Genomic DNA, 26,187 nt, shown 5'->3' with positions numbered 1-26,187 from the left:
TCACCAATGTGCGGATGCCTGCTCACATCTGACAAATCCACGAAGGATCACTGTATGAGTGATGCGTTGAGCTGCTGATCTAGTGATCGTCGCAGGATCCCGAGCCGTCGTGGCGGATTGATCTGAGCTGGGGTTTCCGTGCAGGTTCAAGAGCCCAAGAACCCTCTGAAGTGCGAGTTCAGTGATCGTTCCGGAATCCAGTGATCGTCGAAGGATTCTCTATTGCCGAGTAGATCAGGCGGAGCGAGTCTGCGCTGGTCAGGGTGGTCTGGAGGCTTGGGGGAGCGAGGGTGGGTCATAGCGCGTGGCTGCGGGCGCGGTCGGTGAACTCATGGTCGATTTAGTCCGGTTGCAGTGCACTACGGTCACGGGCATGCCGCGGAGCCCTACGACCTCGAGGACACTGGCGACGGGTGACGAGGAGTGCAAGGACGAAGACGACGACGAAAGCCGTGCTCCGGCTGCGGGTGCCGAGGGGCGGGCCAACGGCCGTCGGCGGATACTCACACGTCGTTCAGGATCGGCTGACCACGAGATCATTCAAGGTGAGCTTGACGCGGCGCCGGTTGGCGTCGAAGCCGTACATGGCAGTGGGCCGGTTCAAGGGGTCGGATTTCGAGTAGTAGCGGAACTGCAGTACCTGGCCACACATCGGCCCCACGTCCGCCATCAGGCCGTCCTGGCAGGTGGCCAACACGGTGATGCCGTGTTCTAGCGCGGCGTCACGCAGCGCGGCGATCACTTCGCGACGGTGCTCCGCGCCGAGTGAGTCTCCGAGTTCGTCGAGGATGAGGACGCGGCCCCGCGCGTCGGGTGCGGCCAGCAAGGCGGCCAGGACGAGATGGATGGAGAACAGCTTCTCCTGGGCGGTGTTGGTGGGCGCATCGTAGGCCAGCAAGGAGCCGCCGGGGTTGCGCTGCCACCGGGGCACGACATGGCAGATCCACTGGCCCTCGGCGCTCTCCGGCGCGCTTACGTTGTAGAGCAGGTCGGCTGCGTACCCATCTTTTTTGTGCAGCAGGTTGAGCTGGTTGCTGATGCGCTCCAGCGAACTGTGCACGCGTTCCTTGATGGACTCCTGGGTTTCTTCGAGGGCCTGGCGTGACTCCTCGACGAGGTCGTGGAGGTAGCTCTGTTCGTCCTCCCGCTCCCGTCTTTTCACCTCCACCTGCTCCCGAGCTCCTGCGTCCCGCTCCTCGTACTCATCCAGCCACGTCTTCAGCGCGGTCAGCGAGCCACGGAAGATGGTGTCGTGCGGATCGTGGGTGTGCGCCTCGTGATGGTGCAGGGCGTCGGCGATCTCCACGGTGGCCACACCGGTGGTTGCCGTGTCTGCGGCGAGCCTCGTCAGCGCCGCCGTCAGCCGGGACCGGCTCTCGCTGCGAAGGTCCGCACAGGTGCGGACCTCGGGCGGGCGCTCGGTGTCCCGCGGTACGACGGCGTAGGAGTTGATGCCGTCGGCCGGCTCCGCGCCGGGCTCATCCTCGGGCAGGCAGCTCCAGTTGAGCTCCTCCAAAGCCTCCTCCTCAGAGCCCGTCCAGATCATCCGTGCCCGGTCGGTGCTTGACCCTCTGCGGAGCTCCTCCAGCTTCTCCTTCCTCCGCGTCGCCTGCGCCCTGTCGTCCTTCAGCTTCCGCAGTTCGCCCTCGAGCTTGTCAGCGCGCTCCTTCGCGGTGAGGAACGCCGTCTGAGCCTCATGCGCTGTCTCGCTTGCCTCTTTGGCCAACGTCCGCAGCCCGGGCAGCGCGGCAACGCACTGGGCGTGGGTGTCCTCGAGGTCGCGGATCTTGGGAACGAGCCGCTGTGCGAGCTCTTGGGCCTCGGCCCGTTTGATGTCCCGGCGCAGTTCGGCGATCCGGCGACGGTGCAGGTCGGCTGCGGTCTCCAGCGCAGCGCACTGGGCCCGGGCCTGGTCCCGCCGCCCTTCAAGGTGGGCGCAGATGTCCTTCTGGCCAGCGATCGGCTTCTCGAAGCCTCCGATGATGCGGACCCCCAGCCCAGACAGCCAGGCATGCGGAGGAACCGTCACCTCGGTGGCATCGGCCAGGGCATGCAGGAACGGCACCGCCAGGGGATCGGCGTCCAGGATGCCCTCGGGCAAGCCATCCGGGGCGCCGGAACCTGCCGCTTCCGGTTCGCTCGACGGCCCGCAGATGAGGATGGTCCCGGGCAGAGTGCTCACCGCACGGCTGGCATCCTCCAGGGCATCGGAGGCGACACACACCGCCTCCCTCCACGGCGCCAGGCGGGCCTCCCACTGAGACCGCGCCTCAGGACGGACGCGAGTGGTGGCCATCAGCCCCACCCTCCGGTGGGACGTTGCCCCCTCCAGGGCCCGCAACGCCGCCCCCGCCTGGCCGGTGCGCCCCTCCCGGGCCTCGGCGAGCTCTCCCTCCAGCACCCTGACACGTTCCTCGGCCAGCAGGAGTTCCGCCTTCACCTCGAGCTGACGTGCCTCCTGGCCGCTGACGTGCTGGGCGAGCTCGGTGGGGGAGGGGCCGGCGTAGTCCTCGGCCTGCTGCCGCGCCTGGCGGTGATCCTGCTGCGCCCGCTTCAAGTCGCCTCGAAGCAGTCCCACCTTCTCGTTGGCCTCCTCCACCTCCCGCTGATGCTCGTCGCTGCGCACCTGTGCGGAACGGGCCGATTGCCGGAGCTGGCCGATGTCGCGGGCTTTGGTGAGCTGGCCCTGCACTGCACCATGCCGCGCAGCCAGAGCTGCCAGATCATCCTCGACACGGGCGAGGCTGCTGCCGATCCGGCGCTCGTAGACAACGGCATCAAGGGTGGCGCGTGCCGATCCCAGGCGCCAGAAGCGGTGAGCCCGGCCGGCCTCCACCCGGGCCCGCTGCCGGGTTTCGACAGAGTGAAGGATGATTTCCTCTTCGTGCCAGGACTTCTCGGCGTCGGCCAGTTTGTCGGCCAGGTTCTTCTGCGTCCTAGCCAGATTCTTGCGGGCCTGTACGTCCGTGGCGAGCATGCCGGCCTTGCCGGTGAGATCGAGCAGCGCCTCCCCGATCTGCACGGGCGTGAAGGTGCCCGCATCCAGCTTCAGCAAAGAGGGCCGCGACCGCATACCGCCGCGGCTGATGATGTAGGCCAGCAGACGCGGGGCGCGGCCGTAGAGGACCTCCGCGTAGTCCGTGGCCCCCAGGGCTTTACCACCGAGCGCGCGGAAGAACCCTGGAGCCAGCTCGTGCTGGCTGCGATCGTCTCCGCCGAGTAGAAGGTGCACCCCTTCCTTGTGCCGTACCTCGATGTGCGGTGACTTGGCCGATACCTGCAGCCACACGGTGTGCGCGCTGCCCAGCGGATCCTCGGGTTCGGCGAAGACGCCCACCACATAGCCGATCGAGGCGGCCTCGTTCACCTCTGGCGATGCGCCGGCGGTGACGGGCTCGAACAGCAGCTTGGGTGCGTGCACGGAGCCACCGCCTGTCATGCGCCATTCCGGGTCTCCCAGCAAGAGGGCCAGGGCAGACAGGAAGCTGGTCTTTCCCGACTCATTGGAGTCCTTCGGCCCCCGCCCGGTCACCGCGACGAAGGTGCCGGGGACGATCGCCACCGGGTGGGAGGTCAAACGGGCAATGGAGAACGTCTGGACAGCGACCAGCTGACGGGTACCGATCACTCCCCGCTTGCCACGTGCACTAGGGATCTGCTGACTCACATGCGGTCCGTCTCTGTCGGGATCTCAGATAACTCGCCGTGAGACGCGGGGACTTCGAGGCCACGCCGCCGACGGATGGCGGCGGCCAGCTGCCCGCTGGGCCGACCGACCAGGATCAGGTCCTCCCAGAGCAGGTTGCTGCGGGCCTCGCTCATGCGCTCCAGCGCGGGGCCGGGCAGGTAACGGCCCGTGGTGGTCTCCGCGACCATGCCCGCCGCCCGCAGCCTGCGCAGCGCCGTCCTCATCGCGGCCTTGGAGATCCGCCGGTTGGAGGCGAGCTCCGCCAGGGTGACGGTGTGGGCTTCCCCCGTCCAACGGCTGTGCCGGTGCCGCCCCCGAGCTCTCGGAATCGCCACCGTGTGCAACAGGACCAGGGCCAGCACGGCCCGGTCCACCGCGGCGAGGGTCCCGACCTCCTCGGCCACCAGGGCATCGGCGAGCGGGTCACGAAACGCGGTGACCCAGTTGCCCTCCGCCGTCTGCAGCAGTTGCCGCCCGCACGGCAGCAAGGCCTGATCCACGGCGGCCCGTATCGCCGGATCAGCCAGCATCGGCAGCTCAGCCCGGGGCACCGGCCGACGAGCCGTCTCCAGTGTGGCGATCACTGACCGCACTACATATCCCTCGGACATCTCAAGCGCCGTTTCGGCGTCGGCCCGGACTTCATGCGCCGGCACCGCCGAATCCGGTCCCCCGCTCGCCTGCTCATCCGCCACGGGAGCTGGCAGCAGATGGTGTCCGCGACGCAGGCCCTCCACCACCACAGCAGGAAACGCCGCAACGGCTGCCCCCAGCCGTAGTTCGTCCCCGTCCACGGAGATCAGGCCGGCCTCCGGCAAGGTCCGCTCGAGTGCCCGCTCCACCGCTTCGCGGTCCGCGCCCAGTTGAGAACACAACGCCACAATGGCGGCACGCCTAAACGGCCCGCCCGGAAACGGCGCGCGCTCAGGCCGTGGCCACGCCGCGCGCAGGCACGCCGCCCACACCAGGGTCGGCACCGGCGACAAACCAATCCGAAACGCCGGCGACAGGCCGGCAGCCGGTGCTGTCTCACCGTCCCACCCCAAGACCAGCACATCGGCCAGCCGGCCCACCCCGTGCACGCGGATCACCCGGCGTCCGATCCGGGCGGCCGCTGCCGCGGCGGCAAACACCACGGGACCGGTCGTCTCGGCCGACGTCACTCCGGCGGCCCGCAACCGCCCCAGAAGCAACGCTGCTTGAAACGCTCTGTCCTCATCCGCCGCACGGATGGCGTCCTGTTCAGGAGCCATCCGAACCCCCATCGGACCTCTGAGCCACATTCTGACGCCGAAGATGCAGGGGATGCAGATAGGTGACGGAGGCCTCCGGATCGGCTAGCAAACCGTCCTCCACCACGACCGTATAGGGCTCGCCAGGATCGTCACTCAGCGCCAGCACATCAGTGATGATCGACGCAGCCGCAGGCCATCCCGCTTCGTACAGCGCCTGAGTGAGATCGACTTCCTCGTCTGCCGCCAACAACTCATCGGCCCGCAGCCGACGCCGCTCCCGTAGATGCGCGTGTGCATCCTCGGCCCACTGCAAAGGATCGTCCTCATCCTCGTCGTCGCCCTCGACCACGAGAGGCCGCACGCGTGCCCGCGAGCGCGGGGCGAACCCCTCCACTGTCTCCAGAAGCTGAGCCGGCTCGATCCACACTGCCGGCACGTCGGCGACCAGTGCCGTACCTACCTGCGACAGCAGCCCGACGTCACCCTGGACCGCGGCGTGGTCGTACTCCTTCACGGTCAGCACGTCAAAGTTCAGACTGCCGCCGCCCTGCTCAAGCACTTTGTCCGCGGCGGCCATGACCTGCAGACGGTAGAACTGCTCCGCCTCGATCAGAGCCGAACCAGCTTCCTCCAGCGCCCAGTCACCACTGAACCGGTCCGTGACCAGCTTGTTCAATTCCTTCACCTGGCGCGTGAACCCCTGATGATCATGCTGTCGATGGGACTCCATCAACTCGGCCGTCGTGCCGGTAGCGATCTGCCGCTGCAAATCCAGAGCGAAAACCCGCAGCGCGTTCCGGCACGACACCAGATAGTCCAGAGCCGCCTCGGGGTCGGGATTGCTGCGATCGAACACCGCCCTCGCCCGATCCAACAGCAAGATCAACTCATCAACACCCCCGTGCTCCGCCAGCCGTTCAGCCGCCAGAGCACCCGCCAGCCCTGCAGGCCGCACGACATACCGGTCCTGATGGGACTTCAGAAGATAGGGCTCAAGGAACCCCAGCCGGATCAGGACAGCCAAACGGCGTTCGATCAGCTCCTCCGGCCACCCCGAAGGATTGCCCTTCAATGCCTGCACGACCTCAGCCTTCGACAGCCCGTGCGCCCCGGCATGCTCGGCAAACACTTTCAAGATCGCAAGCGCCACCCGCGCCACCTCCGGATGCTGCGCCACAGCACCAGCATCCTCAGCAACGGGAGCCATGAACGCCCGCCAGTTGGCCAGCTGAACAGCCGCCGCCAGATCCTCCCGATCGCCGTCCCCGAACGCGAGCTGTTCACCCACCGGCCGGCACCGCCTCCAACAGCCCAACCAAGCGAGGCAGCACCTTCCGGTGCAACGGCTCCTGCTCACACGATTCGCCCGAGACCGCGATCTCCGCCGCCAGGGCCCGCAGTTCCACCGGCCCCTCCGCCGCCATCCTCTCCGCCAGCGCGCGCGCTTTCGGATACTGCTCCGGCTCCTGGTCCCGGTAGGGGCCGGCACGCCACATCTCCACTTCCATCCCCACCGGATGCACCTTGCGGTCCAAGCGCCGGGACAGATCATCGATGATGGCAATCCCATCGGCATCCAGGTCTCCCCAGATGGCCATCCGCTCCGGACGCATCCACTCCAGCAGGGCAACCAGCTTGTTGGTGACGTACCCCTTGCCCCAGATGCACAGCCACTGCGACGTGACCTCCGGTATCGCGCACACGCGTTCGAACGTGTCGGAGTTCTCAACCAAGAAGACGCCCCGCCCGCCGTGCTCGACTTCCCCCACCAGCCGCAGAGCGCCAGCAGGCAGAGCGATCCACGGCTTGGCCACCGCAGCGTCGGCAGCCACCGACCCCACCCGCCACCGCAAAGGCCCCCGCACCCGAATATCGACGTCAGCCTCATCGAGCGCCAGGTCAAAGCTCATCCCGACCAGGTTCTCGAAAGCCGCCTGCCGTGGAGGGGTCCACTTCTTCGACCCGCTCAACGCAAGGCCAGCCAACTCCTTGGCGGACAACCGCTCCCCGTCCCGGTACGCCGGCCACCACACAGACGCCGCGCGCACCGCCGCCTCATAGGCAGTCCACGCCTCGGTCGCGACCGCACTGTCCTGCGGCACCCTCAGCGGCGAACCCGCCGGACAGGCCTCCAGCAGCACCTGCTCCCGCTCCAACTCCGGTACCGGCGCCATCAACGCAAGCAGTTCCTTGCGTACCTCATCGGGATCCCGCCATCCGCGCAGCTCCTGCAACAGCTCATCCGCCTGCAATGCCCAGGAATGAGACAGGCGCCATGCCATCGGACCGGCGAGCTCGAGATCGTCATCAACCGCGCAACGCAGAACCACACCTCCGCACCGCACCAGCGCCAGAGCTACATCCCACGCCTTGTCTCCGAAACGGGACTCCACCGTGGCCCAAGAGCGCCGCTGCGCCGAGAGCGCCCACACCAGATGCCGACTATCCAAAGTCTCCGGAGGTTCATAAACAGGCTGCTCCCGCGCAGTCACCAGGTCGACTTCCCGAATGCGCAGCAAGCCCCGGCGATTACGCGGTGCGCGGTTCATCCCCTCACGACGTACCGGCACGGACAGAGCATGTGTGCCCTCCGGCACTTCAGCCAGCGATACCCGGATGCGGCCTTCCGCTTCACTGAACAACAGAGCCATAGCGCCCGCCCCGGCACTCACATGCCCTCCCCAGAGACACATCGGATCTTGGACCCAGGCAGATCCACTCTGTCAGGAAGGCATACACAAGGCCTCTTGCGCCCCACAAACAGACAAAGTGAGTTCAATCCAACACCGGCCCAAAGTGGGCACAATGACGTACCGTCACCTGCTATTGGCTCTGCCTCACAGGCGGCCCGCGAGGAGAATCAACGCTGTACCTGTCACGGGCCAGGCACCGTCCGCATGCCGTCCCTCTGATTCCGGCCCTGGGCAGATTTGCATCTGGGAGGGTCGGAGCCAGGTCCGGCTAGCTGCCAGCACCGGGCTGATGTTCGACTGGTCCGACGACGAGGCAGTCCGGAGCACCCTCGATCGGCTCTTGGCGCACATCCGGCAGGACTTCCTCCTCAAACAGACGCCTGCTTCGCTAGTTTGTCATTATTCGCCCAGAGAAGTCGCTGCCCCCGAACCGCGTCACCCCTCACGCGGGAGTAGGCCCCCCAGCATCTGCTCGATTCCTACCTTGCTGCGTGTCGGGAGCCTGAGCCGGACTGGTCACAGCATCGGGGTCGGGATCCTGGTGGGGGAGGAGTCTCCCTCCCCGCTCCGCGAAGCGGCCAGGGCCCGTTGCGCGCCTACATGAGTCATGCGCGACGACGGCGCCAGCGTCCGAACCACCCCGTCGTGGGTGGCGCGGCCGAGGTCACCCCCGCTGACGGAGGCTGTAGCCCGGTCTCCACGTACAAGGGGGTCGCGACGATCAGCCGGTGCCGCAGGCGCTCCGGCGGAAAGTTGCACAGTACCCGTGCGTGCCCGCTCAGATAGCCAGCGGTCCGGTGGCTGGAGAGCATGGCGAACGCGGAACGAGCCGCGAACTCCTGGTCATTGATCCCGGTGGAGTCCAGCAGGCTCGGCAGCGACGTATCGTCGCGGGCCTCACGGGCGACCAGATCCGCTGCCAGATCGTGCAGCCAGTCCGAGCCGGACCCCATCCTGCTGGGCGGATGATCACGGTGGTCCCGCACGTGCTGGATCGACCCGCAGAGGAACAGTTGGGTATGGCTGCAGAATTCGTCGTCACGGTGCTGGCAGTGGCCTTCTTCCAGCGACCTCCAGGTGAAAACGCCGTGGTCTCGGAGCCCGAGATCTCTTGCCGCCGCGCCGTAAACGAAGCGTCCGCAGAACTCCAGCCAGGCGCCCGCGCCCAGCTCCTGGCACGTTGCTGGCTCTTGAATGTGCGCCGTGTTCTTCTCCCGAAGATGCCTCAGGACCTTCTCCAGCCGCTTGGCATCTTTCTCGGTGACCGTGGGTTCCACAGCGTTTCCCGGGCCAAGCGCGAGGCGGGCACTGATACCTAGTGCGCCAGCTTCCGCTTCCATGGACCGGCCGACCAGCCCGCTGCGAGGCGGCTCGTAGAAGTCGTCCAGCTTGGCTGCGGACAGATACTGTAGTTCCCGCACGGGCGCCCCACTCTCATGCCGTCCCATCGCTGTAGTGATGCCGGGTCCTTGTACCGGTGGACCGGGCCCAACTCCGGCATCATGCACCCCAAATTCGAGATCGGCATGGAACTGGGAAGCACCCAGGCATCCTCGCTGGTGGACCTGTGTACCCGGCTGCGCCAGGAAGGCTTTTTTGCCCAGGTCACCGTGGGGCCGGGACGCGCACCTGCCCCGCTCGTGCTCGTGGAGACCGCCGACGGGAAACGTCGCTTCGGCGAGCTGCGGTCCTGGCACACCACCAGGGACGGCCGCCGTGAAGCGGACGTGCTGTGCCGCCTCTCGGACGACGCTCCGCGGCTGGCCAGGGTCCGCGTCGATGAGAGCCGCATCCGGCTCCCTCCCGGGGTCGATTACGCCACCGTGCCGGCAGATGGCGCTCGGGCGGGCGGCGACGAAACCGGTTCCACCGGGTAGTGCATGACACGAGACGAACGGCCCGCTGCCTGCCCTGGCTCGTTTCAGGGGTCGAGGTCGGCCCGGGTTCATGGCTGGTTTGCGGCTGGTTGCCAGGGGCCGAGCTGGGCTGTCGCTGCTTTGAGCTCTTTCTCGGTGATGTTCTCGCTGCCGCTGTGGATCGCGATGACGGCGGCGGTGGAGATGACGTAGGTGAGGGCTTTGAAGTAGCCGCCGGTAAACTGGTGCAGTTGGGCGGCGTGCTTACTGAGGGCGTTTTCCTCGAGCCGGTACAGCCTCAAGTCGGCCTCGAAGCTGGCCAGTACGCGCCGGAACATCTCCTGTTCCTCGGCCTTGGGGCCCAGGGGCAGGGGGTGCAGCCAGGTCACGGGCAGCAGCGCGGTGGGGGAGGGCGAGGCGGGATCCGCGGGGCGGCCCGCCTGTTCGAGCCGTACCCGGTTCTCCGCGCTGACCCGGGTCAGGTCCTGGGCCAGGATGCGGGCCTGGTGCAGGAGGTGGCTGGCGCCGGTGCCGCAGAAGATGAGCGAGATGCCCAGCTTGTCGCGCAGGTAGTCGAAGTAGGGCAGCACGTTGGCCAGTTGCTGTGGCGAGGACCGGTCGATGTCGTCGACGAGCAGCAGACGGGTCTGCGCCGTCTCCAGGACGTAGTTGACCGACAGGGTCACGTCCTGGTGCCTGCGCATCTCCAGGACTTCCGTGAGGCTCTTCGGCTCGGGGTTGAGACCCAGGTAGGAGCCGATCTCCCAGATCCAGTTCACCTTCAGCTCCGGGTCCGCGGGGGTGGTGATGTGCACCACCGGGATCGTGTTGGGCTGCCGGCCGTTCGTGGCGACTTCGATCTCCTGCTGGGCGGTGCGTCCGATCGCTCGCAGCAGGCAGGTCTTGCCGGTGCCTGCGGGCCCGTCGATGACATGGTCCATCAGGCCCTCACGGCTCCCGCTGTTGCGGTGGACCGCCTCGACGACCGTCTTCTGCATGTGCGTCATCGCGTCGGTGGGGACCATCCGCAGGTGCCGGTGGTAGGCGATGGCCTGTTCGTCCGTCTTCCTGTCCTCGGCGGGACTGTCGCCTGGCGCCAGGACGGGCGGGTTCACCTCCTCGTCGACGAAGTGGGTCCAGCCGGTGAGCTGGAACAGCGGCAGAGGCCGCATCGGGGTGTCCCTGAGCTGCTGGCGCAGGCGGGCTTCACGCTTATCACGCAGTTCGACGGATGCCTTCATCACGCTTCTCCCTCGTCACGGTTCCTGCCTCGACGCCGGCAGACCGGCACCGGGCCGGAGGACGCGTCCGCCCGCACGGGGGCCGGACTGCGGCTGCGTCGTTCACGGCCCCTTCCTCAGGGCGCCTACACATCCCATACGTCGTTCTCGGCCTCGTCATCGTCCGGATCGGAGTCGTCGAGGAGCTCTGCGTCGACGACCTCGTCTACAGATGCCGGTGCTTCGGCCGTGAGGGCCTGCGGCCCGCTGCCGTCGCCGTCGTCGGGGAAGAGCGCTGCGAGCGGATGCGGAGCCAGCCCGCTGCCCGAAGTCGGCCCCACGTCGTCGCTGCCCGCGGGCAGCAACGACGTGGCGGGCGCAGAGGGGGGTGCCATGGGGGAGATGGGCAGCGCCGGGTAGGGCCGCAGGGTCGACAGGTCGAACTCCTCCAGACCCGCGTACGGGTCCTGGGACGGCTGCTCCGTCTCCAACTCCAGCCCCTGGAAAGGCGGTTCGGCCCCAGTGCGCTTCGGTGGCGGTCTGCGACTGCGACGACGCCGGTCGCGCTGCGCCAGGGACAGGGCGATCGCCTCCTCGTCCTGCTTGCTGCCGCCGGCCGCCAGGTGCTGCTCGGCGTGTTCCTGCCACATGTCCGCGGTCCACGGATCGTGCAGCAGGTGCCGCAGCCGGAAATCGCAGGTCACCCAGATGTCGGCCGTGTGGTCGTACAGCCACACCCGCTCGGGACGGTAGGGGTTGAAGCGGCATTCCCACTGCTTCTCCCGGCCGGGCAGCTTCGAGTCGCCGCGCAGGACGATCTCCCGGTAGTGGGCGGCGTCCTGCGCGACGGGCTGATAGGTCCGATAGTCGATCATGAATCCGCCCTTGCCGGGGATGACCCACTGCCGCAGCAGGAAGAAGCGGTTCTGGGCGGGGGAGAGCGGCACCGCCCGGTAGCCGCTGCGGGCCACCTGGACCGCATACATCTCGTTGGGCGACAGCACGACGTGGGGACGGAACGGGTCACGCAGCCCCGCGTCGGGGGTCTGCTGGTACTCCAGTGCCACCCACTCCTGGGCCATCTGCTGGAGCTCGGCAATCGTGTACAGCGGCATCCGGTCGATGCCGCGGCCGCGTTTCTTGTGGCTGCGGCCCTGCCAGCCGTGCGTCACGTGCTGACTGAAGCGGTGCGCGAGGGTGACGAAGAAGTGCTCGGGGAGCGGCTTGTCGGTCGGGGTCTTCTTGCGCGCCGGGCGGCGGGCGATGCGCAGCCGGTCGCAGACCTCGGTGAAGTGCTCGCTCACATAGGGGCTGCCCTGGTCGTAAATGATCAGCTCGGGGCGGATGACCGGGCGGGCGGCGGTGGCCTCGGTGAACCGCTCGTCCGCCGCCCTAAGCGCCCCGAACGGCAGACTGGAGGCGGCGGCCGCACTCAGCGGGTCCCAGCCGGGCATCACCGGCCAGGGCGCGAGAGCCTGGGCCAGCATCAGGGTCAAGTCGATCGCCCGGGTCGCCTGGCCCGCCTGCCCGCTCTCGGCGTCCCGGGGACGGCTGGGCGTGATCATCAGCGCGCACGCGCTGTGGTTGGCCACATCGATGAGCGTGGTCAGCTCCGTGGCGGTGGGCCGGCCGTCGTCGCCGCGGGCCAGAATCCGCAGCGGCGTGGTGTCTGCCTGGGTCACCTGTCCCGGCCGCAGCACGACTTCGCGCCCGCCATGGGGCAGCGGCGGCGTGGAGGCCAGAGCGGCCCGGGCTCGTGTCGGCTGGCCCAGGGCATCGGCCAGGCCGGACTCCTTCATCCGCAGGTAGAAGGTGGAACGGGAGGGCAGCAGAGCCGCCACGGCAGCCGAGCCGAGTTCCTCGGCGTACCGCGAGTGCAGCAGGTCCTCGACTTCCTCGCGGATCACGTCGATGGTCACGTCCGACGCGTGTGCGCGCCGGGCCACCACCTCCTGCATGGCGGTCAGACACCGCGGGTCGGTGAAGCCCCCCGGGCGTTTGTCCCGCGGCCCGGGCAGCAGGACGACCGGGTTCTCCCCGGCCGCCTTCCACTTGCGCCGCTTGTCGGCGAGGGTGTGGGCGGAGCAGCGGACGCCGTCGGCGGCCAGCCGCGCCGACATCGCGGCGCACCGCTGGGCCAGCGTCGTGTCCGGCCCGAATCCCCGCGCATGCTCGCTTCGGCCCGGCGCCAGACCGGTGTCGATCTCCACCATGCGTGCCTGCCACAGCGCGGCCTCCTCCTCCTGCCCCTCCGGCCGGCCCCACCCGCCGAGAGCCGCCCCACCCACGGCCGGTGCCGCACCGCCACTGAGGACAGCGAAGTCCTCCGCGCCCACCAGCCACCGGAACGACACCGCCCGGGGCGCCTCGGCGCCGTCCCGAGGCACCAGCGTGACCAGCGGTCCCTGCCACTCCGCCACCTCCCATTCGCGCCTGTGCCAGCGCACCAGCGCCCCGATGGACAGCGACCCCGCAGACCGGCCCTCGTCTGCTCCCGGCATGTGCCCCCTCCTGGTCGTTCAGGCCGCCCAGGCCACGGCGTCGGGCAGCAGCGGATACGCGGCATCGAACAGCAGCCGCCGCTGCCAAAGCATCCGGTAGGCGAGGTCCAGCCCGGTCATCTCGTCCAGCCCGCTGGCCGCCACCCCCGCCCGCAGACCGGTCGGCGCCCTGAACGCCTCCAGCAGCGCCCGCCCCAGGCCCTCCTCGTCGCCCACGGCAAACCGGTAACCGGCCAGCCAGCCCAGGTTCCGCGCGCGCAGCCCCGACGGTTCACGCACCTGCCGCACCCGCCACCCGGCCGCCTGCGCCACCTCCTGAAGCACCTCGAGTCTCACCGCGGGCAGGCTCTCCTGTCGGGGCGGCTTCAGCACCAGCACCTCACGCTCGCCCTCGGCCGTGCGCGCCACGAAGTCGGGGCGCCAGCGGCGAAGGCGTCCTCCGGCCCGCCACCGCAGTTCCACCGGGCCGGCGCTGAACGCCGCCCAGGCCGGCTCGAAGCCCAGCTCTATCGCCAGCCGCCACTGCCGCAGGCTGCCGCACACCACGGTCTGCTCCCGGGTCGCCACCGGCCAGTAGGTGATGATGCCCTTGCGGCCCCGGTAGGGCACCGGTTCGCTCACCGGCCCGAACTCCTCCAGTGCCACGCCCCGAAGCCCGGCCGCGCTGCGCAGGCGCACCGGCCCGTAGGGCTCGCGGTACAAAACCACGACACCCTGCCCCGCCTTCGGCACGGCCTCGCCTTCCATCAGGCCGCCGGGACCCTCCGCCGCGTTCACGCTGCCCACCCCTTGCCGTGCCGCCGCAGGGTCCCGCATACCTGTCCGGTCGGCAGCCCCTTTGGGCCCAGTCCCTGACCTGCACCGGCCGCCCCACGAAACCCGCCCGCCGTCGACTGCCCCCGCACCGGCACGGGTTGGCAGGAGCCGGACAGCCAAGCTCCCGTCACCTGTTCACCCGCCCCTGCCTCTTTCGGTGATGACTGCTGCCGTAGCCCGGCATGCCCATGCTGCTCCGCTCCGCGCTGCGAGGACTTTCCCGCCTGCCGGATACACCTGAAAGGGTGAACAAGTCGGCGGCAACGAAGGACGCCGGGCGCTGCCCGGTCGCCATCCCGCGCGGCGGCTCGGCTGCTTAACTCGCCTGCCAAGAAGCCGACTTCGGCCCGCTGGACGACTTCTGCCCGATCAGGAGTGCCCGGGCAGCTCCCACCGCACCTCGTCACCGTCGTGATGGAGGCGCCAGGTGGTCACGAGACGGGCGCGGACCAACTGGTCGAGGAGGTCCTCCAACTGCTGAGGTGGCTGCCCGCACTGGCGGGCGAGAGCATCGAGCTCACCCCCGCCCGCCCCAGCGGTGCTGTGGGCGGCCAGTGCCAGTGCGGCCAGCCGTAGAGCGGAGGGCAGGGCGGGCGAGAGGATCAGCGGGGCGGGGCGCAGCGCCCATTGGGCGGCGCGGACGCGCGCGGTGCGTCCGGGATCCTGGTGGAGGACGGGGGCATCGAGCAACTGCGCCTGGATGGGAGAGCATCTGCGTCTGAAGCGGTGCAGCCAGCCGGCGTGTTCCAGCTCCAGCCACAGCTCTGCGCGGCCGTGCAGCCGCATGCCGCGCAGGAAGCCGTGGGGCAGGCGGATCTGCCCCTGGCGGTCAGCACGCAGTGCGCACTGCAGGGCGAGCAGCCGGGCCGCGGGGGAGGAGAAACGCGGCAGTGCTGTGGCGAGGTAGGTGAGCATTTCGCGTACGCGTTGCTGCTCTGCCGGGCCGAATGGCGGTGCGATGCGCGCAGAGCGCGACGTACTGGAGTGCGTCGGGGTGCGGTCGGCGCGGAGCAGGGTGGGCGGTACGACGGCGGTGCGGCTCATCGCCGCCGCGCAGGCGGCGCAGGCATCGGCCAGTCGCCAGGTACGGCCGCCGCGGTCGCAGGTCAGGGCGAGCAGAACGGGCCCCGCACAGCCGCGGTGGCGGGGGTGCCAGCGGCAGCCCAGCGCCCGGCACTGGCAGGTGCGCAGATGCCCGGGCAACGCGTCGGCGCGAGCATGGCGGGCCAGATGAGTGAGGGCGGCCGAGCGGGCGGAGACGGCCTGCAGGACGGGGCTGTGCGTGCAGCGGGGGCAGGCCAGTGCCGGTCCGCCCGTCTGCGGGCGCAGGCGCACGGTCCAGATGCGCTGCACCGTGGCGTGTGTGCTGGCAAGCCGCATCGGCTCGTTGTCCCTCCGCTCTGGTCTGCGCCGGCGTCGCGCGGTGGTCTCCCGGTGCGCACGCGGGAGCCGCCCGCACCGTAGTGCAGATTCCTGCACTCGCGCAGAAGTGCGGGCCCGGTGCGCTCACCTGCACTGATAGTGCAGAAATCCGCACTGACAGGGCAGGTGTCTGCACCGTCGGATGGTGGAGTGACGATCTTGCCCCCCGACCCGGACCGCGACGCCCTGCGTGTGACGCTGGCACGGTTGAGGAATGAGCGCGGGTGGACCTTCGACGAACTCGCCGGCCGCAGCGGCCTGGCCCGGCGCACGCTGATCGACCTCGAACACGGCCGAGCCGCCGGCACCGTCACCACCTGGCATGCCCTCGCGCACGCCTTCGACGTCCCCATCGAGCAGCTGCTCGGCTCACTCTGTGAAGGCCACACCCCGCCCGGATCCAAGGGCGCCTGACTCCGGTCGCGCCAGGCCTGAAGCGCGGCATAAATCACCCGAACCGGCGAGCACGCATGGAACGCACACTCGCAGAACCGCGTCACCGTTCGATACCGCTGGGCCGGCCGGGGGACTGCCGGCCCGCCTGCCCCGCCTCCGGCAGGGGGCGCCTGGCACGGTCCTCGCCATGCGCCCCAACACCGCCCCCACCGGCTGCCACTGGGACGGTAGCCCCCGCACCGCACCGGTGCGCCGTCCGCTGCGGGTGGCCACCACCAGCCCCAGCCGCCTGCTGCGCGCCGGCCAGAGCCGCCGCTGCCACCAATGCGGCAACCGCATCGACCTTTACCCACGTACGGACGGTCGGCCCATCGCCCTGCATCCCGCCGAACTCGCCACTGCCCAGGTCCCCGCCCCCTGCCGCTGGCACCTGAGTTCCAGCATCGCCCACCCGCACGACGACGGCCGTACCTGGTGCCGCATTCCGCACGCCGTGCTCTGCCCGCAGCGCACCCCCATCTGCCGGCTCAGCCGGCCTCTTGAGTCGGCGCGCCGCCAACTCGCCGTACGGACCCGCCGCCTGATCGACACCGGCGCCTTCACGCCCACGGCTTCCCCCACCACAACAGCGCCCACCGGCACCGGCTCCCCCGACCACCCGGTCGTACGCATGCTGCTGTGCCTCTACCTCGCCGACGGCCCCGTGGAGGCCGTCCGCTGCGTAGCCCAGACGAACCACCGCCGCCGCTGCCCCCGCCCCGTCCTCGACCCGGACGGCCCGGCCGGATCCTGGAGCCTGCTGCCTGTCGGCCCCCGGCGCGGCGAGCTTGCTCTGCCCGAACAGACGATGGCCGTCTACGACCTCAGCCGGCTGCCTCACGCCGAACAACGACGCTGGCGCATCCAGCGCTGCTCCGCGCACGCCGTCCCCCACGGCACCGCCGATCTGGCACTGGCTGGATGGCAGGTCTTTGATCCCCTTCTGCACGCCGAGCACGTGCGTACCGATCTGCCCTATCCACCGGCACACGACAGCAGAGAGCGGTGATGATGCCGCACCACGCCCTGGAAGCCGAACTCCGCGAAGCCGTCCGCGTGCTGCCGCTCGCCACCAACCACGACACCACCCGCCTCATGACCCTCGTACGCGCCAAAACCCCCCACCGCGCCGCGCACCGGCTGCGCCAACGCCTCGCCGCACGGCTTCCCGTGGACGTGATCATCACCCACTACCCGGATGCCGCAGGACAGGTCCTGCTCAACCTCGCCTTCCCACCCGCCGTCCATGCTGCGATCTGCCAGGCTGCCCATGAAGCGGGGCAGAGCCCGGAAATCTTCGTGAAGCTGGCCCTGCACCGCGCGCTGGCCCAGCACGCCAGCGACGAGGCCCACCGGCTCGACCGGGCCGTGCAGCAACTGCTCGCCCACACCACGGCCGCACACCTCCTGGCAGCCGTCGGCCACGCCCTGACCCGCACCCCCGGAGCAGCCCCCGCATGAACCCGACCGACGAACAGACGGCAGCGGCCGACGCCTTCCATGCCGGCCAGCACCTCGCCCTGCAGGCCGGCGCCGGCACGGGCAAGACCACCACCCTGGCCCTGCTCGCCCGCACCACTACACGCCGCGGCCGCTACCTCGCCTACAACCGGGCCATCGCCCAGGACGCCCGCACCCGCTTCCCCAACACCGTGCAGTGCAAAACCGCCCACGCCCTGGCCTACGCGGCCGTCGGCCACCGCTACACCCACCGCCTGAACGCACCCCGCCGCCCCGCCTGGCAGACCGGACAGACGCTCGGCATCAACAAAGCCGTCCGCATCGGCGACCGCGAGGTGACGCAACGAGCCCTCTCCAACGCCACCCTGCGCACCGTCGCCCGCTTCTGCCACACCGCCGACGAAGCCATCACCCCCCATCACGTGCCCCGGCTGCGCGGCCTGGACGACACCGACCTCCACACCCAACTCGCCGCCCACATCGTGCCGTTCGCCCACAAGGCGTGGGCCGACCTGCAACACCCCGACGACGGCGCCGTCCGCTTCGACCACGACCACTACCTGAAGATCTGGGCCCTCACCCGGCCGCGCATCTACGCCGACTTCCTGCTGCTGGATGAAGCCCAGGACACCAACCCCGTCGTCGAACAGATCTTCCTCGCCCAGCGCGACCACGCCCAGCTGGTCATGGTCGGCGACTCCGCCCAGGCCATCTACCACTGGCGCGGCGCCAAGGACATCATGACCGGCTTCGACGGCACCCAGCTCGCCCTGTCCCAGTCCTTCCGCTTCGGCCCCGACCTCGCCGCCGAAGCCAACCGCTGGCTGCACCTGGCCGACGCGCCGATCCGCCTCACCGGCACCCCCGCCGTGCCCACCGAACTCGGCCTCGTCACACAGCCGGACGCCGTCCTGTGCCGCACCAACGTGGGCGCCATGGCCCAGGTCATGACCCACATGGCAGCCGGACACCGGGTCGCCCTGGCCGGGGGAGGAGACAGCCTGCACGCCCTGGCCCTCGCGGCCCGCCACCTCAAGGAAGGCCGCCGCACCCACCATCCCGAACTGCTCCTCTTCCCCTGCTGGGGCGACCTGCGGGACTACGCCGCCCACGACCCCGCCGGCCGCGACCTCCAGCCCCTGGTCAACCTCGTCGACACCCACGGCGCCGACGCCATCCTCGCCGCCATCACCCAACTCGCCCCCGAACCGCACGCACACGTCACCGTCTCCACCGCCCACAAGGCCAAGGGACGCGAATGGCCCAGCGTCCTCATCGCCGAGGACTTCGCCCGATCCCCGAACGACACCGCCGACGACCCGGCAGGAAGCACACCGGCGCCCGCCCCCGACCCCGTCGACGACGCCGAAGCCCGCCTCGCCTACGTCGCCGTCACCCGCACCCGCCGACGTCTCGACCTGGGAGGCCTGTCCTGGATCGACGAGCATCCGGAAGGAGTCCTGGCCAGGTCTCGGTCGCTGCAGTGATCACGCCCTGCGGGCTCTGGCGGTCGGTGGTTCGCCTGGAGGAGTGCAGGGCGGAGCGGCGGGCGCGACAACTACAGGCGGGACGCAGGACCGCACCGACCCAGGATGGTTCAGGTGCGGTATCCGCGGTCGAAGTCGGCTTCCCGCCGACGCTCTTCCTCTTCGAGGACGTCGAGGCTGTGCAGGGCGTCGGCGGCGAAAGCGCGGACAGCAGCGGTCGGGTCTGTGCGCAGCGGGGACAATGCCTCCCGGCGGGGCTGAAGTGCATCAGGAAGATCGGTTGTCATACCGGGCAGGACGACACCCGCCAGCAGGGCGTCTTTAGTGGCTGCGTCGACGCCTGCGGACAGAAGCACCGAGATGATCTCTGCCCACAGCGGATCCTGCCATGAGTGCTGGACGGCGGCCGCGGCCTGCCGACGCTGGGCTGGTGCCCCGGACGCCCACTGCCGCAGGATGTCGGCCCAGGCCGTCGTTCCGTTACCGAGCACCGTCAGAACCCCAGCGGCCGTCAGATCGACACGGGCACTGACTCCCGCCGCAGCGCGGGCTTCCCCCATCCTCCGTTGGAAGGCGATGACGAGCCGTTCGCGCGCCGACGGAGGGAGCTTCTCGAGTGACCGCTTCCAAGCGAGCGGGAGGCCGGATCTGCCGTCGACGGCCAGCAGCTGCCCGGATGCGACGGCGGCGAACTCCTCCGGCAGGGAGGAGGCGATCTCGGCGGCACCGTAGGCCGTGTCCTCGTCGAAGTCGACGGTCGCGGCAATCTGATCGGACTCGCTGAACCGACGGCGCAGCCCATCCGCGTACTTCGCGGCGACGGCGGTATCGATGCGAAGGCTGCTTTTGCGCGCCTCCTGGAGCAAGAAACCGATCACCTCGAGCGTGGTGGGAAGAGCCGGGGCAGGGCACTGCTCCGCCAGCAAGGCAAGGACGGCCATGCGTTGGGCGAGCGGCTGATTGCACGCGACCAAATGCCACGTCAGGCTCCCCGCCAAGCGGGCCGCGCCCTCACCCCCTGCCGCCGAGGCAGCCTGCAGGATCAAGTCGAACAGGCGGGGCTCGCGCGCTGGGTGCTCGTGGGCGAAAGACAGCGCCGCAGCGGCCAGACGCGGATCGCCCACCCGTTCCTCCATCCAGGACCACACGGCATCGGGGTGACGCTGTGCGAGTCCCGCCAGCAGAGCACCTTCGCCGGCCATCGGCGCCTGGGCTATCCGCTCGAACGCCGGCTGGGGATCCGGGGCCGCAGCTCCGACCGCCCGAGTGAAGGCAGGAAGCGCGCTGACTGCTACGCCCGTGACATTCGGGCCGGTCTCCTCCAGCAGCCGGAGCGCCTCCGGCAGATCCATCTCGCTGCCGAGTTGCTGTGCGGCGCGCTGCTGATCTTCAAGCGCCTCACGCCAGGGAGCGTGGCTGCGCAGTGGCTGCAGCACAAGGAGACGGCCAAGTCGGGTGTCCGCGAGTGCCACGGCTGCCACCGCATCCCCGGCTTCCGCTGCTCCGGCAAGGGAACAAGGCCGGGGGTCAGGTCCCAGCACAGCCTGGGCTGCGCTGCGCCTCACCGCCAAAGGAAGCGAGTCCCACCGCGCGGCGATCTGTTCGCCGAACTCTCCCGCCGCGATGTCCAATACGGCGACCGCATGGCTGGCCAGGGGCACGCCGGAGAACGCCATCGGCCGCGCTCCTTCGCCACGCAACTGACCGGGCAGGGAGACGAGCGTGTGCAGTACGGGCAAGCCTTCACCACTGCGCATTGTGGGTTCGTCCAGCAGCGGGGCGAGCAGCATGAGCGCCTCGCGCAACAGGGTGAGGGTTTCGGGGCGGTCAGGCAGCACAGTGGCGTGCAGGGAGATGGTGCTCGCTGACTCGGGTGTGCCGCCAGTGCTCTCCACAGTCAGGCGCAGCAGCGGCTGGAGGGCTCCCAGAAGCACGCGCGCCAGGCTGAGGGGGCCACGGATGGCGCTCTCCCCAGCGTCCAGCTCCTGCGGAGGGTAGGCAGCCCGGTCCCGGTGCCACCGGGCGATGACCCGCAGGACCTCGCGACGCCGCTCAAACAGTGCGTCAAACTGCTGCGGCAGGGCGTGGGCCGGCGCGGAGCACCACTGCCCGATGGCACGCAGAACCCCCTCGCGCCGGTCAGAGTTTTCCACGTGGAGGGCCGGTTCCATCAACCAGGCCACATCGAGCAGCAGGCTGACCGGACTGGGTACCGCATCGAGCCCGATGCGGTGGGCGAGCTGAGCGAACCGCTCGCCCAAGTGCTGCAGACCGTACCGGTAGTGGGCAACCGGGTCTCCGCCGTCCAGCAAGCGGGGTGCAGGATCCGGCGGCCACCGCTTCACCAACATCTCGTGCAGGTCCGCGAAGATAGTGGGGGCGGCCACGGCCACTTCACCGGCCAGTCCGACCACAGCCGCCCACTCGCCCAGATGCGCCTCGGACGGCAGCAGCGCGCGGACAGCCGCAGCCAGCCGAGCACCCACCACATGGTCTGCCCGGTCGTGTGCTGCCTGGGCCAGGACGTTCAGCTGAGGACCGAGCCGGGACGCACCGAATTCCAGGTGTCGGCCAGCGGACGTGACGGACTGCCCGTCCAGCTCGAGCCCGGCCATTCCCGCCACTGCTTGCAGCACCCGGTCCACGTCCAGCCGGACCCGGGCGTGAGGATCGAGCGCGTCGGCGAGGAGAACCGGGGCAAGCAGGGCAGGGCGCACCGAGTACGGCGAAGAATCGGCCAGCCCGGCATCGGCCAGCTCATCCAGCAGGACGGACAACCGGTGCGGCTCCGGCGGAAGCGTCGACACCGCACCAGCCAGCACGGCGAGATCCTCCCCACTGGTGACCGTGCCCAGCACCGCCAGCGCCACCGCCGCGGCCCGGTGCTCCTGTGCGGGGTCGTCGGCCGGTAGACGCCTCCCGACGGTGACCCGCAGCAGATCGGCCGCGCTCGGCCAGTCGAACCGGTTTGCGGCAAGCCCCGCTTCACAGGCTGCATGAGCGATGAGCGGGTTGCCCTGAGCCATATTGATGACGGTTTCACGGAAGGCCGGATTCGTGATCCCCCGCCCGGTGACAAGCGCGTCGATGCCTCCTCTGTCCAGGGAACGAAGCGGGACGACAGCACCGCCCCAGCGTTCGATGTTCCAGCGCTGCAGCACCCCCAGGTGACGGCCGGGCCGCACCGTCAGGACAAGACGCACGCGGTCGAAACGGCCGTCGTGCAGGAGCGCGGGAAGTCCGCTCAGATCCGGGGCGCGGTCGGCATCGTCAATGAGAACAACCAGGGGAGCATCGACCGGTGCTTCCGTGAACGCGCCGGCCTCCAACGACACACCGGTGGGCGCGACGAGAACCGCAGACACCGACTTCGACGCCTCGATCGCCAGACGGGTTTTTCCGACCCCACCCGCACCCTCCACCACCACGACCCGCGCTGCCGGATTCGTGTCAGCCAATGCCGCTCTGAGCGCCTGCATCTCCGCCTCGCGTCCCACCAAGGGCGCGGTCATCCCGGGCACCGACACGGACAGGGCGTCGATGTACTGCGCCCACGTCGACAGCCTGCGCGGAGCCCGCGGAAGCACACCGAGCTCGAGCTCGGCCACCCACCGCAAGCCGTCTGTTTCCAGTTCGGTGACCAGTTCGGCCAGAGTGACGATTTCCACATCAACGCCGTACTCTGTGCGTGCTTTCTGTCTCCACCTCTCCTTGGTGATCTCGTTGGTCGAGCGGTTCATCACGTAGATCGCTTTGGCCCGCCTGCTGTGCTTGGCGTTCTTCACCAGCTCGGACTTCAGCTTGTCCGTCCACCGTTGCTGCAGACTCGCCCACAGCACGACTTGGTCGTTCTCGCCGAACAAGGGACGGCCGAACGCATCCCGACCCAGATCCCCCGTGGAACTGGTGATTCGCAGTTGCGGAAAACGAACCCGCAGCACATGCAACGCCACCCGCTCGAAGACCTGATCGTTCTCGAGCTCCTGCAGGGCGGCTCTCGCAGTCTCGTACACGGGTGACTCCGCAAACGTAAGAGGGCTGTACGCACGGCCACCTCTGCCGCACCGCAACGCCATCATCGCGCCACAACGGCACAGGCGTAACCCGGACGCCAACCTGGGCACCATGCGGACAGCCACCCAGCATCAGCCCGGGTGACGCACCGGAATCCCTGTCACCCACCGCATGCAGAACGGCCGCACCGGCCGCCCGCTGTCCACAGACGGCCCCGGGCAGGCTCTGAGGCCATGAACACCAGTTCGCCGGGCATCGCCCGCACCAACAGGAAGGCGCCGCGCTGCGAGCGCCATGATGCCTTCCTCCATCCGGAGGAGCAGGCCGAGTTGGCCGCGCGGTTCCCGGCCGGCTACCAGGCGCAGATGGCATTCCTCCTGGCCGCCTACACCCGCAACGCGTCCGTGGTCGCCGCGCTCTTGGGCACCCGCGCACGTACGGTGCACCGTCACTGCCGCGGGTGGTCGCTGCCTCCCGGGCCCCGGCTGCGCCGGGCCCTGCGCCGCCGTGTCCTGGACCTCGTGTGCCCGCGGTGTCTGTCCGACCGCGCGGTCGAAGAGGCACGTCAGGCGAGGCGGGACGCCCGGCGCGCGGCCCGCCGGATTCCGCGTGAACAAGACGGTCCGTATCGCTGACCTGCAGGCCTGAGGAGAGACCCGTAGCAAGGGCCCGCGCGAGCAGGGTGATGAAGCTTCTGTGCATCACTGAAAGCAATTCGCTGATATTCATGCGTAATTTGCATCGACTCGGATACAATGAGGGCGTGGGATTGACCTTGGAAGAGTCGTTGCGGCTGACGGTGGCCGCGTTGATGCAGGTGACGGGTGACTCGCAGCGGTCGGTCGCGGCAGTGCTGGGGCTGACGCAGACGCAGGTGTCGCGCCGGCAGTCGGGTGCCGTTTCGTGGAGCCTGCGCGACGTGGATGTCCTGGCCGAGCACTACGGCATCGGCGCCCTGGACCTGCTTGCGGGTCCGACCAGAGCATGCGAGGCGCTGCCCGCCGACCGGCACCGTTCCGTCCGGGCCGAGACGAAGGGGGCGAGCCGGTGAGTGACTTCGACGCGATCGACTCGCTCCTCGACGCCGTCGGCCCGCAGGCCGAACTCCCGCCCTGCCAGGTACGCCGCGAGCTGCGGGAGCGAGCCCGGCTGTCCAAGGCGCAGGTAGCCCGTGCGCTCGGGGTGAGCCCGTCCACCCTCAGTGGATGGGAGAACGGCCGGGACCCGGCCGGTGAGGTCCGCACCAAGTACGCGTATCTGCTGGACGGGCTGAACGCCAAGCTCACCACCGAGACCGAAACCACCACGGCGGAGCCGGTTGAGGAGCCGTCCGCGGCATCAGGCACTGCTGCGGCGGCCGTCGCCTCTACGCCGTCGACGGAACCCGGCCAGGACGAGGACGAGGTGGAGTCGCTCGCCGTGCCCGAGCCGTGTGTGCTGTGCGGGCGTCCGGCCCAGCAGCGTGTGGCGGGGTTCGCTCAGCATCTGGACCCCTCCGGCTGCCAGGCAGCCCCTGCACAAACCCCGAAGCCCTCGCCCACCGCGCCATCTGCCCAGGCCCAAGTGCCGCGTACGGCCCGCCCGCCCCGTCCGGCCAGCGGTAAAGACACGGTCCCGCGCGGGCGGGAGTTCCAGGAGCCGTCCGGGCCGGCCGGCTTGATCCACGAAGCGGTGCACGCCGTGCTCGCCGAGCACCAGGGCGATGTTGAGGCCGCGAGCGCCGTACTGCTGAAGCGGGCGATCCCGGACGCGATGCGCCTGCTGGACGAGACCCGTAAGGGCGCCCGCTACGACGTGATCGCCCACCCCTGGATCCCCGACATCCTCAAGAAGCAGACCTCCAGAGGCGCCGACCAGATCTGGGAGGCCCGCCCCAAGTGGACGCGGACCGAACTGCCGCCCGGGAAGCACGAGGTCACCGCGCTCGACATCAACGGTGCCTACCTCTCGGCCCTCAAGACCCACCTCCCGCTCGGCCAGCTGGAACACTCCACGGGCTTCGCACACGACCGGCGCCGCGCCGGAGTCCACCTGATCACCCCGCCCGCCTGGGAGCACGACGCGGTGCTGCCCAACCCGATCGGCCAGCGCGACGAACCAGGACCCCTGTGGGTCACCGAACCGACCCTGCGCCTGCTGCTGCGCCTGTCCGGCCCGAAGCACCGCCTGTGCGAGCCGCCCGAGATCCACGAGTCCTACACCTCGGGCGCCACCGAGAACCTCCTGGAGAAGTTCCGGATCGCCCTCAAGGACGCCCGCGACACCGCGATCGCTGACGGCGACGGGCTGACGCTGGAGTACGTGAAGGCGATGTACTCCAAGTTCGTCTCCACGATGGGGGAGTCGAACTACAACCGGGAGCTCTACCGCCCGGACTGGATGCACATCATCCGCTCCCAGGCCTTCGCCAACCTCTGGATGAAGGCACTCAAGGCCCACGACGCGGGACTGCCCGTCGTGCGGGCGATGGGCACCGACGAGCTCCACGTCATCGGAGACTGGCGCCGTGTCTTCCCTGAAGGCCGCGGTGTTACCGAGGTCAAGGTCAAAGACACGTACACCGCCGGAACCGATGCCGAAGCCAGCACGGGGGAGATGCAGTAGATGCCGGAGAAGAACATCGACTTCGGGAAGTTCGGCGCGAGCGGGATCAAGGGCAGCGAAGCCGTCGCTCGCCAGCTCGACTGGCTCGCCGCTCACATCGCCACCCCGGTGACCGCCAGGCGTGGCCTGATGGCACGCCTGCACTACCTGACGACGTCGGACAGGGCCTGGCAGGCGGCCAAGGACGCCGGACTGACCGTGAGCGACCGGACGCTGAAGGCATGGATGCAGGGCACCCGCCGTCCCTCGAAGGCCAACCTGGAACGCATCGACACCGCCTACCGGGCGGTGCGGCGCCGCAACGTCGCCCGCCACCTCACCGCCCGCCTCAACCGCAAGGGCCGCGGCACTCGCGTGGAGATCCACCCCCTCGACCAGTCCGGCGTGCCGCGCCAGCTCCAGCGGGTCGTGGCACACCGGACGATGAACGTGCGCCGCTGGGACAAGATCGTCGCGTCCTGGGCGGCCAGCGACCACCAGGGCCTGGACGACGCCTGGACCGCCGATGTCCTGCCCGACCTGGGCTCCCAGTGGGGCCAGTACGAGTACGTCAAAAACATCGGCTTCGCCGCGTAGCAGCCTGCGCCCGGCAAAAGGGGTCTCCAGCACCCGCCGCCCTGACGTCCGGCGGTGCTCACCGGCGCGGGGTGGAGCAACTCGGTAGCTCGCCGGGCTCATAGCCCAGAGGTCTTCTCCGAACTACCGCTCGAAGCAGCGAGAAGCGCTGCTTGCGGCCGCCTCTGGATCTACCCTTG

19 protein-coding genes are annotated in these 26,187 nt (G+C 69.4%); 9 read left to right on the top strand and 10 right to left on the bottom strand.

Annotated elements, in window-relative coordinates:
• Positions 1–514: 514 nt before the first annotated feature.
• The 5 genes from ACH4EB_RS33520 to ACH4EB_RS33500 all read right to left on the bottom strand — a co-directional run bounded on the left by ACH4EB_RS33520 (position 515) and on the right by ACH4EB_RS33500 (position 9,037).
• Positions 515–3,667 carry a hypothetical protein gene (locus tag ACH4EB_RS33520; protein ID WP_398352024.1) on the bottom strand — a complete coding sequence of 1,051 codons (3,153 nt, stop codon included), beginning with the start codon at positions 3,665–3,667 and terminating at the stop codon, positions 515–517.
• Positions 3,664–4,941, bottom strand: a complete 1,278-nt coding sequence (locus tag ACH4EB_RS33515; protein WP_388841671.1) for a hypothetical protein — start codon at positions 4,939–4,941, stop codon at positions 3,664–3,666. The genes ACH4EB_RS33520 and ACH4EB_RS33515 overlap by 4 nt, the downstream gene beginning before the upstream one ends.
• Complete coding sequence (locus ACH4EB_RS33510; protein WP_398352022.1) at positions 4,931–6,211, bottom strand: hypothetical protein; 1,281 nt, start codon at positions 6,209–6,211, stop codon at positions 4,931–4,933. The genes ACH4EB_RS33515 and ACH4EB_RS33510 overlap by 11 nt, the downstream gene beginning before the upstream one ends.
• Positions 6,204–7,574: a Wadjet anti-phage system protein JetD domain-containing protein gene (locus tag ACH4EB_RS33505; RefSeq protein WP_388841677.1), complete on the bottom strand. Its 1,371-nt coding sequence runs from the start codon at positions 7,572–7,574 to the stop codon at positions 6,204–6,206. Before ACH4EB_RS33505 ends, ACH4EB_RS33510 begins: the two co-directional genes overlap by 8 nt.
• A 647-nt stretch (positions 7,575–8,221) precedes the next feature.
• Complete coding sequence (locus tag ACH4EB_RS33500; RefSeq protein WP_388841680.1) at positions 8,222–9,037, bottom strand: SAVMC3_10250 family protein; 816 nt, start codon at positions 9,035–9,037, stop codon at positions 8,222–8,224.
• A gap of 81 nt (positions 9,038–9,118) precedes the next feature.
• Here ACH4EB_RS33500 and ACH4EB_RS33495 point away from each other — a divergent pair, with 81 nt between their 5' ends.
• The gene (locus tag ACH4EB_RS33495; RefSeq protein WP_398352019.1) at positions 9,119–9,493 is read left to right on the top strand and encodes a hypothetical protein; all 375 of its coding nucleotides are present in this window, start codon (positions 9,119–9,121) and stop codon (positions 9,491–9,493) included.
• 68 nt (positions 9,494–9,561) lie between these two features.
• On the opposite strand, the gene ACH4EB_RS33490 is transcribed toward ACH4EB_RS33495, so the two are convergent.
• From ACH4EB_RS33490 to ACH4EB_RS33475, 4 genes are all read right to left on the bottom strand, one after another.
• Positions 9,562–10,713: an AAA family ATPase gene (locus ACH4EB_RS33490; RefSeq protein ID WP_388841687.1), complete on the bottom strand. Its 1,152-nt coding sequence runs from the start codon at positions 10,711–10,713 to the stop codon at positions 9,562–9,564.
• 125 nt (positions 10,714–10,838) lie between these two features.
• Entirely contained in the window at positions 10,839–13,193 is a 2,355-nt protein-coding gene (locus ACH4EB_RS33485; protein WP_398352017.1) for a transposase, read from the bottom strand.
• Between the two features lie 18 nt (positions 13,194–13,211).
• The gene (locus ACH4EB_RS33480) at positions 13,212–13,970 is read right to left on the bottom strand and encodes a hypothetical protein (RefSeq protein ID WP_398352015.1); all 759 of its coding nucleotides are present in this window, start codon (positions 13,968–13,970) and stop codon (positions 13,212–13,214) included.
• Positions 13,971–14,378: 408 nt separating this feature from the next.
• Positions 14,379–15,389, bottom strand: coding sequence for a hypothetical protein (locus ACH4EB_RS33475; protein ID WP_388841696.1), 1,011 nt, complete (start codon positions 15,387–15,389; stop codon positions 14,379–14,381).
• Positions 15,390–15,581: 192 nt separating this feature from the next.
• Between ACH4EB_RS33475 and ACH4EB_RS33470 the strand changes: the two genes are divergently transcribed.
• From ACH4EB_RS33470 to ACH4EB_RS33455, 4 genes are all read left to right on the top strand, one after another.
• Positions 15,582–15,845, top strand: a complete 264-nt coding sequence (locus ACH4EB_RS33470) for a helix-turn-helix transcriptional regulator (protein ID WP_014043978.1) — start codon at positions 15,582–15,584, stop codon at positions 15,843–15,845.
• Positions 15,846–16,014: 169 nt separating this feature from the next.
• Positions 16,015–16,875: a DUF6083 domain-containing protein gene (locus ACH4EB_RS33465; protein WP_398352012.1), complete on the top strand. Its 861-nt coding sequence runs from the start codon at positions 16,015–16,017 to the stop codon at positions 16,873–16,875.
• Positions 16,872–17,327, top strand: a complete 456-nt coding sequence (locus ACH4EB_RS33460) for a hypothetical protein (RefSeq protein ID WP_398352010.1) — start codon at positions 16,872–16,874, stop codon at positions 17,325–17,327. Before ACH4EB_RS33465 ends, ACH4EB_RS33460 begins: the two co-directional genes overlap by 4 nt.
• Complete coding sequence (locus ACH4EB_RS33455; protein ID WP_388841706.1) at positions 17,324–18,814, top strand: UvrD-helicase domain-containing protein; 1,491 nt, start codon at positions 17,324–17,326, stop codon at positions 18,812–18,814. Before ACH4EB_RS33460 ends, ACH4EB_RS33455 begins: the two co-directional genes overlap by 4 nt.
• A 110-nt stretch (positions 18,815–18,924) precedes the next feature.
• Here ACH4EB_RS33455 and ACH4EB_RS33450 read toward each other — a convergent pair whose 3' ends face one another.
• A complete protein-coding gene (locus ACH4EB_RS33450) occupies positions 18,925–22,827 on the bottom strand; it encodes a hypothetical protein (RefSeq protein ID WP_398352008.1) in 3,903 nt (1,300 codons plus the stop codon).
• Between the two features lie 234 nt (positions 22,828–23,061).
• On the opposite strand from ACH4EB_RS33450, the gene ACH4EB_RS33445 reads away from it, so the two are divergent.
• The 4 genes from ACH4EB_RS33445 to ACH4EB_RS33430 all read left to right on the top strand — a co-directional run bounded on the left by ACH4EB_RS33445 (position 23,062) and on the right by ACH4EB_RS33430 (position 26,008).
• The gene (locus ACH4EB_RS33445) at positions 23,062–23,463 is read left to right on the top strand and encodes a hypothetical protein (RefSeq protein WP_388841712.1); all 402 of its coding nucleotides are present in this window, start codon (positions 23,062–23,064) and stop codon (positions 23,461–23,463) included.
• Between the two features lie 128 nt (positions 23,464–23,591).
• On the top strand, positions 23,592–23,879 hold the full coding sequence (locus tag ACH4EB_RS33440; protein WP_356865570.1) for a helix-turn-helix domain-containing protein: 288 nt from the start codon (positions 23,592–23,594) through the stop codon (positions 23,877–23,879).
• Positions 23,876–25,432 carry a helix-turn-helix domain-containing protein gene (locus ACH4EB_RS33435; protein ID WP_398352005.1) on the top strand — a complete coding sequence of 519 codons (1,557 nt, stop codon included), beginning with the start codon at positions 23,876–23,878 and terminating at the stop codon, positions 25,430–25,432. The genes ACH4EB_RS33440 and ACH4EB_RS33435 overlap by 4 nt, the downstream gene beginning before the upstream one ends.
• Positions 25,433–26,008 (top strand): transcriptional regulator, encoded by a 576-nt coding sequence (locus ACH4EB_RS33430; protein WP_398352003.1) that lies wholly within the window; start codon positions 25,433–25,435, stop codon positions 26,006–26,008.
• The last annotated feature ends 179 nt before the right edge of the window (positions 26,009–26,187 follow it).

The organism is Streptomyces sp. NPDC018045 (genome assembly GCF_044327445.1).
In the GTDB taxonomy this organism is placed as follows: domain Bacteria; phylum Actinomycetota; class Actinomycetes; order Streptomycetales; family Streptomycetaceae; genus Streptomyces.
This window is presented reverse-complemented; position numbering and strand designations above follow the sequence as displayed.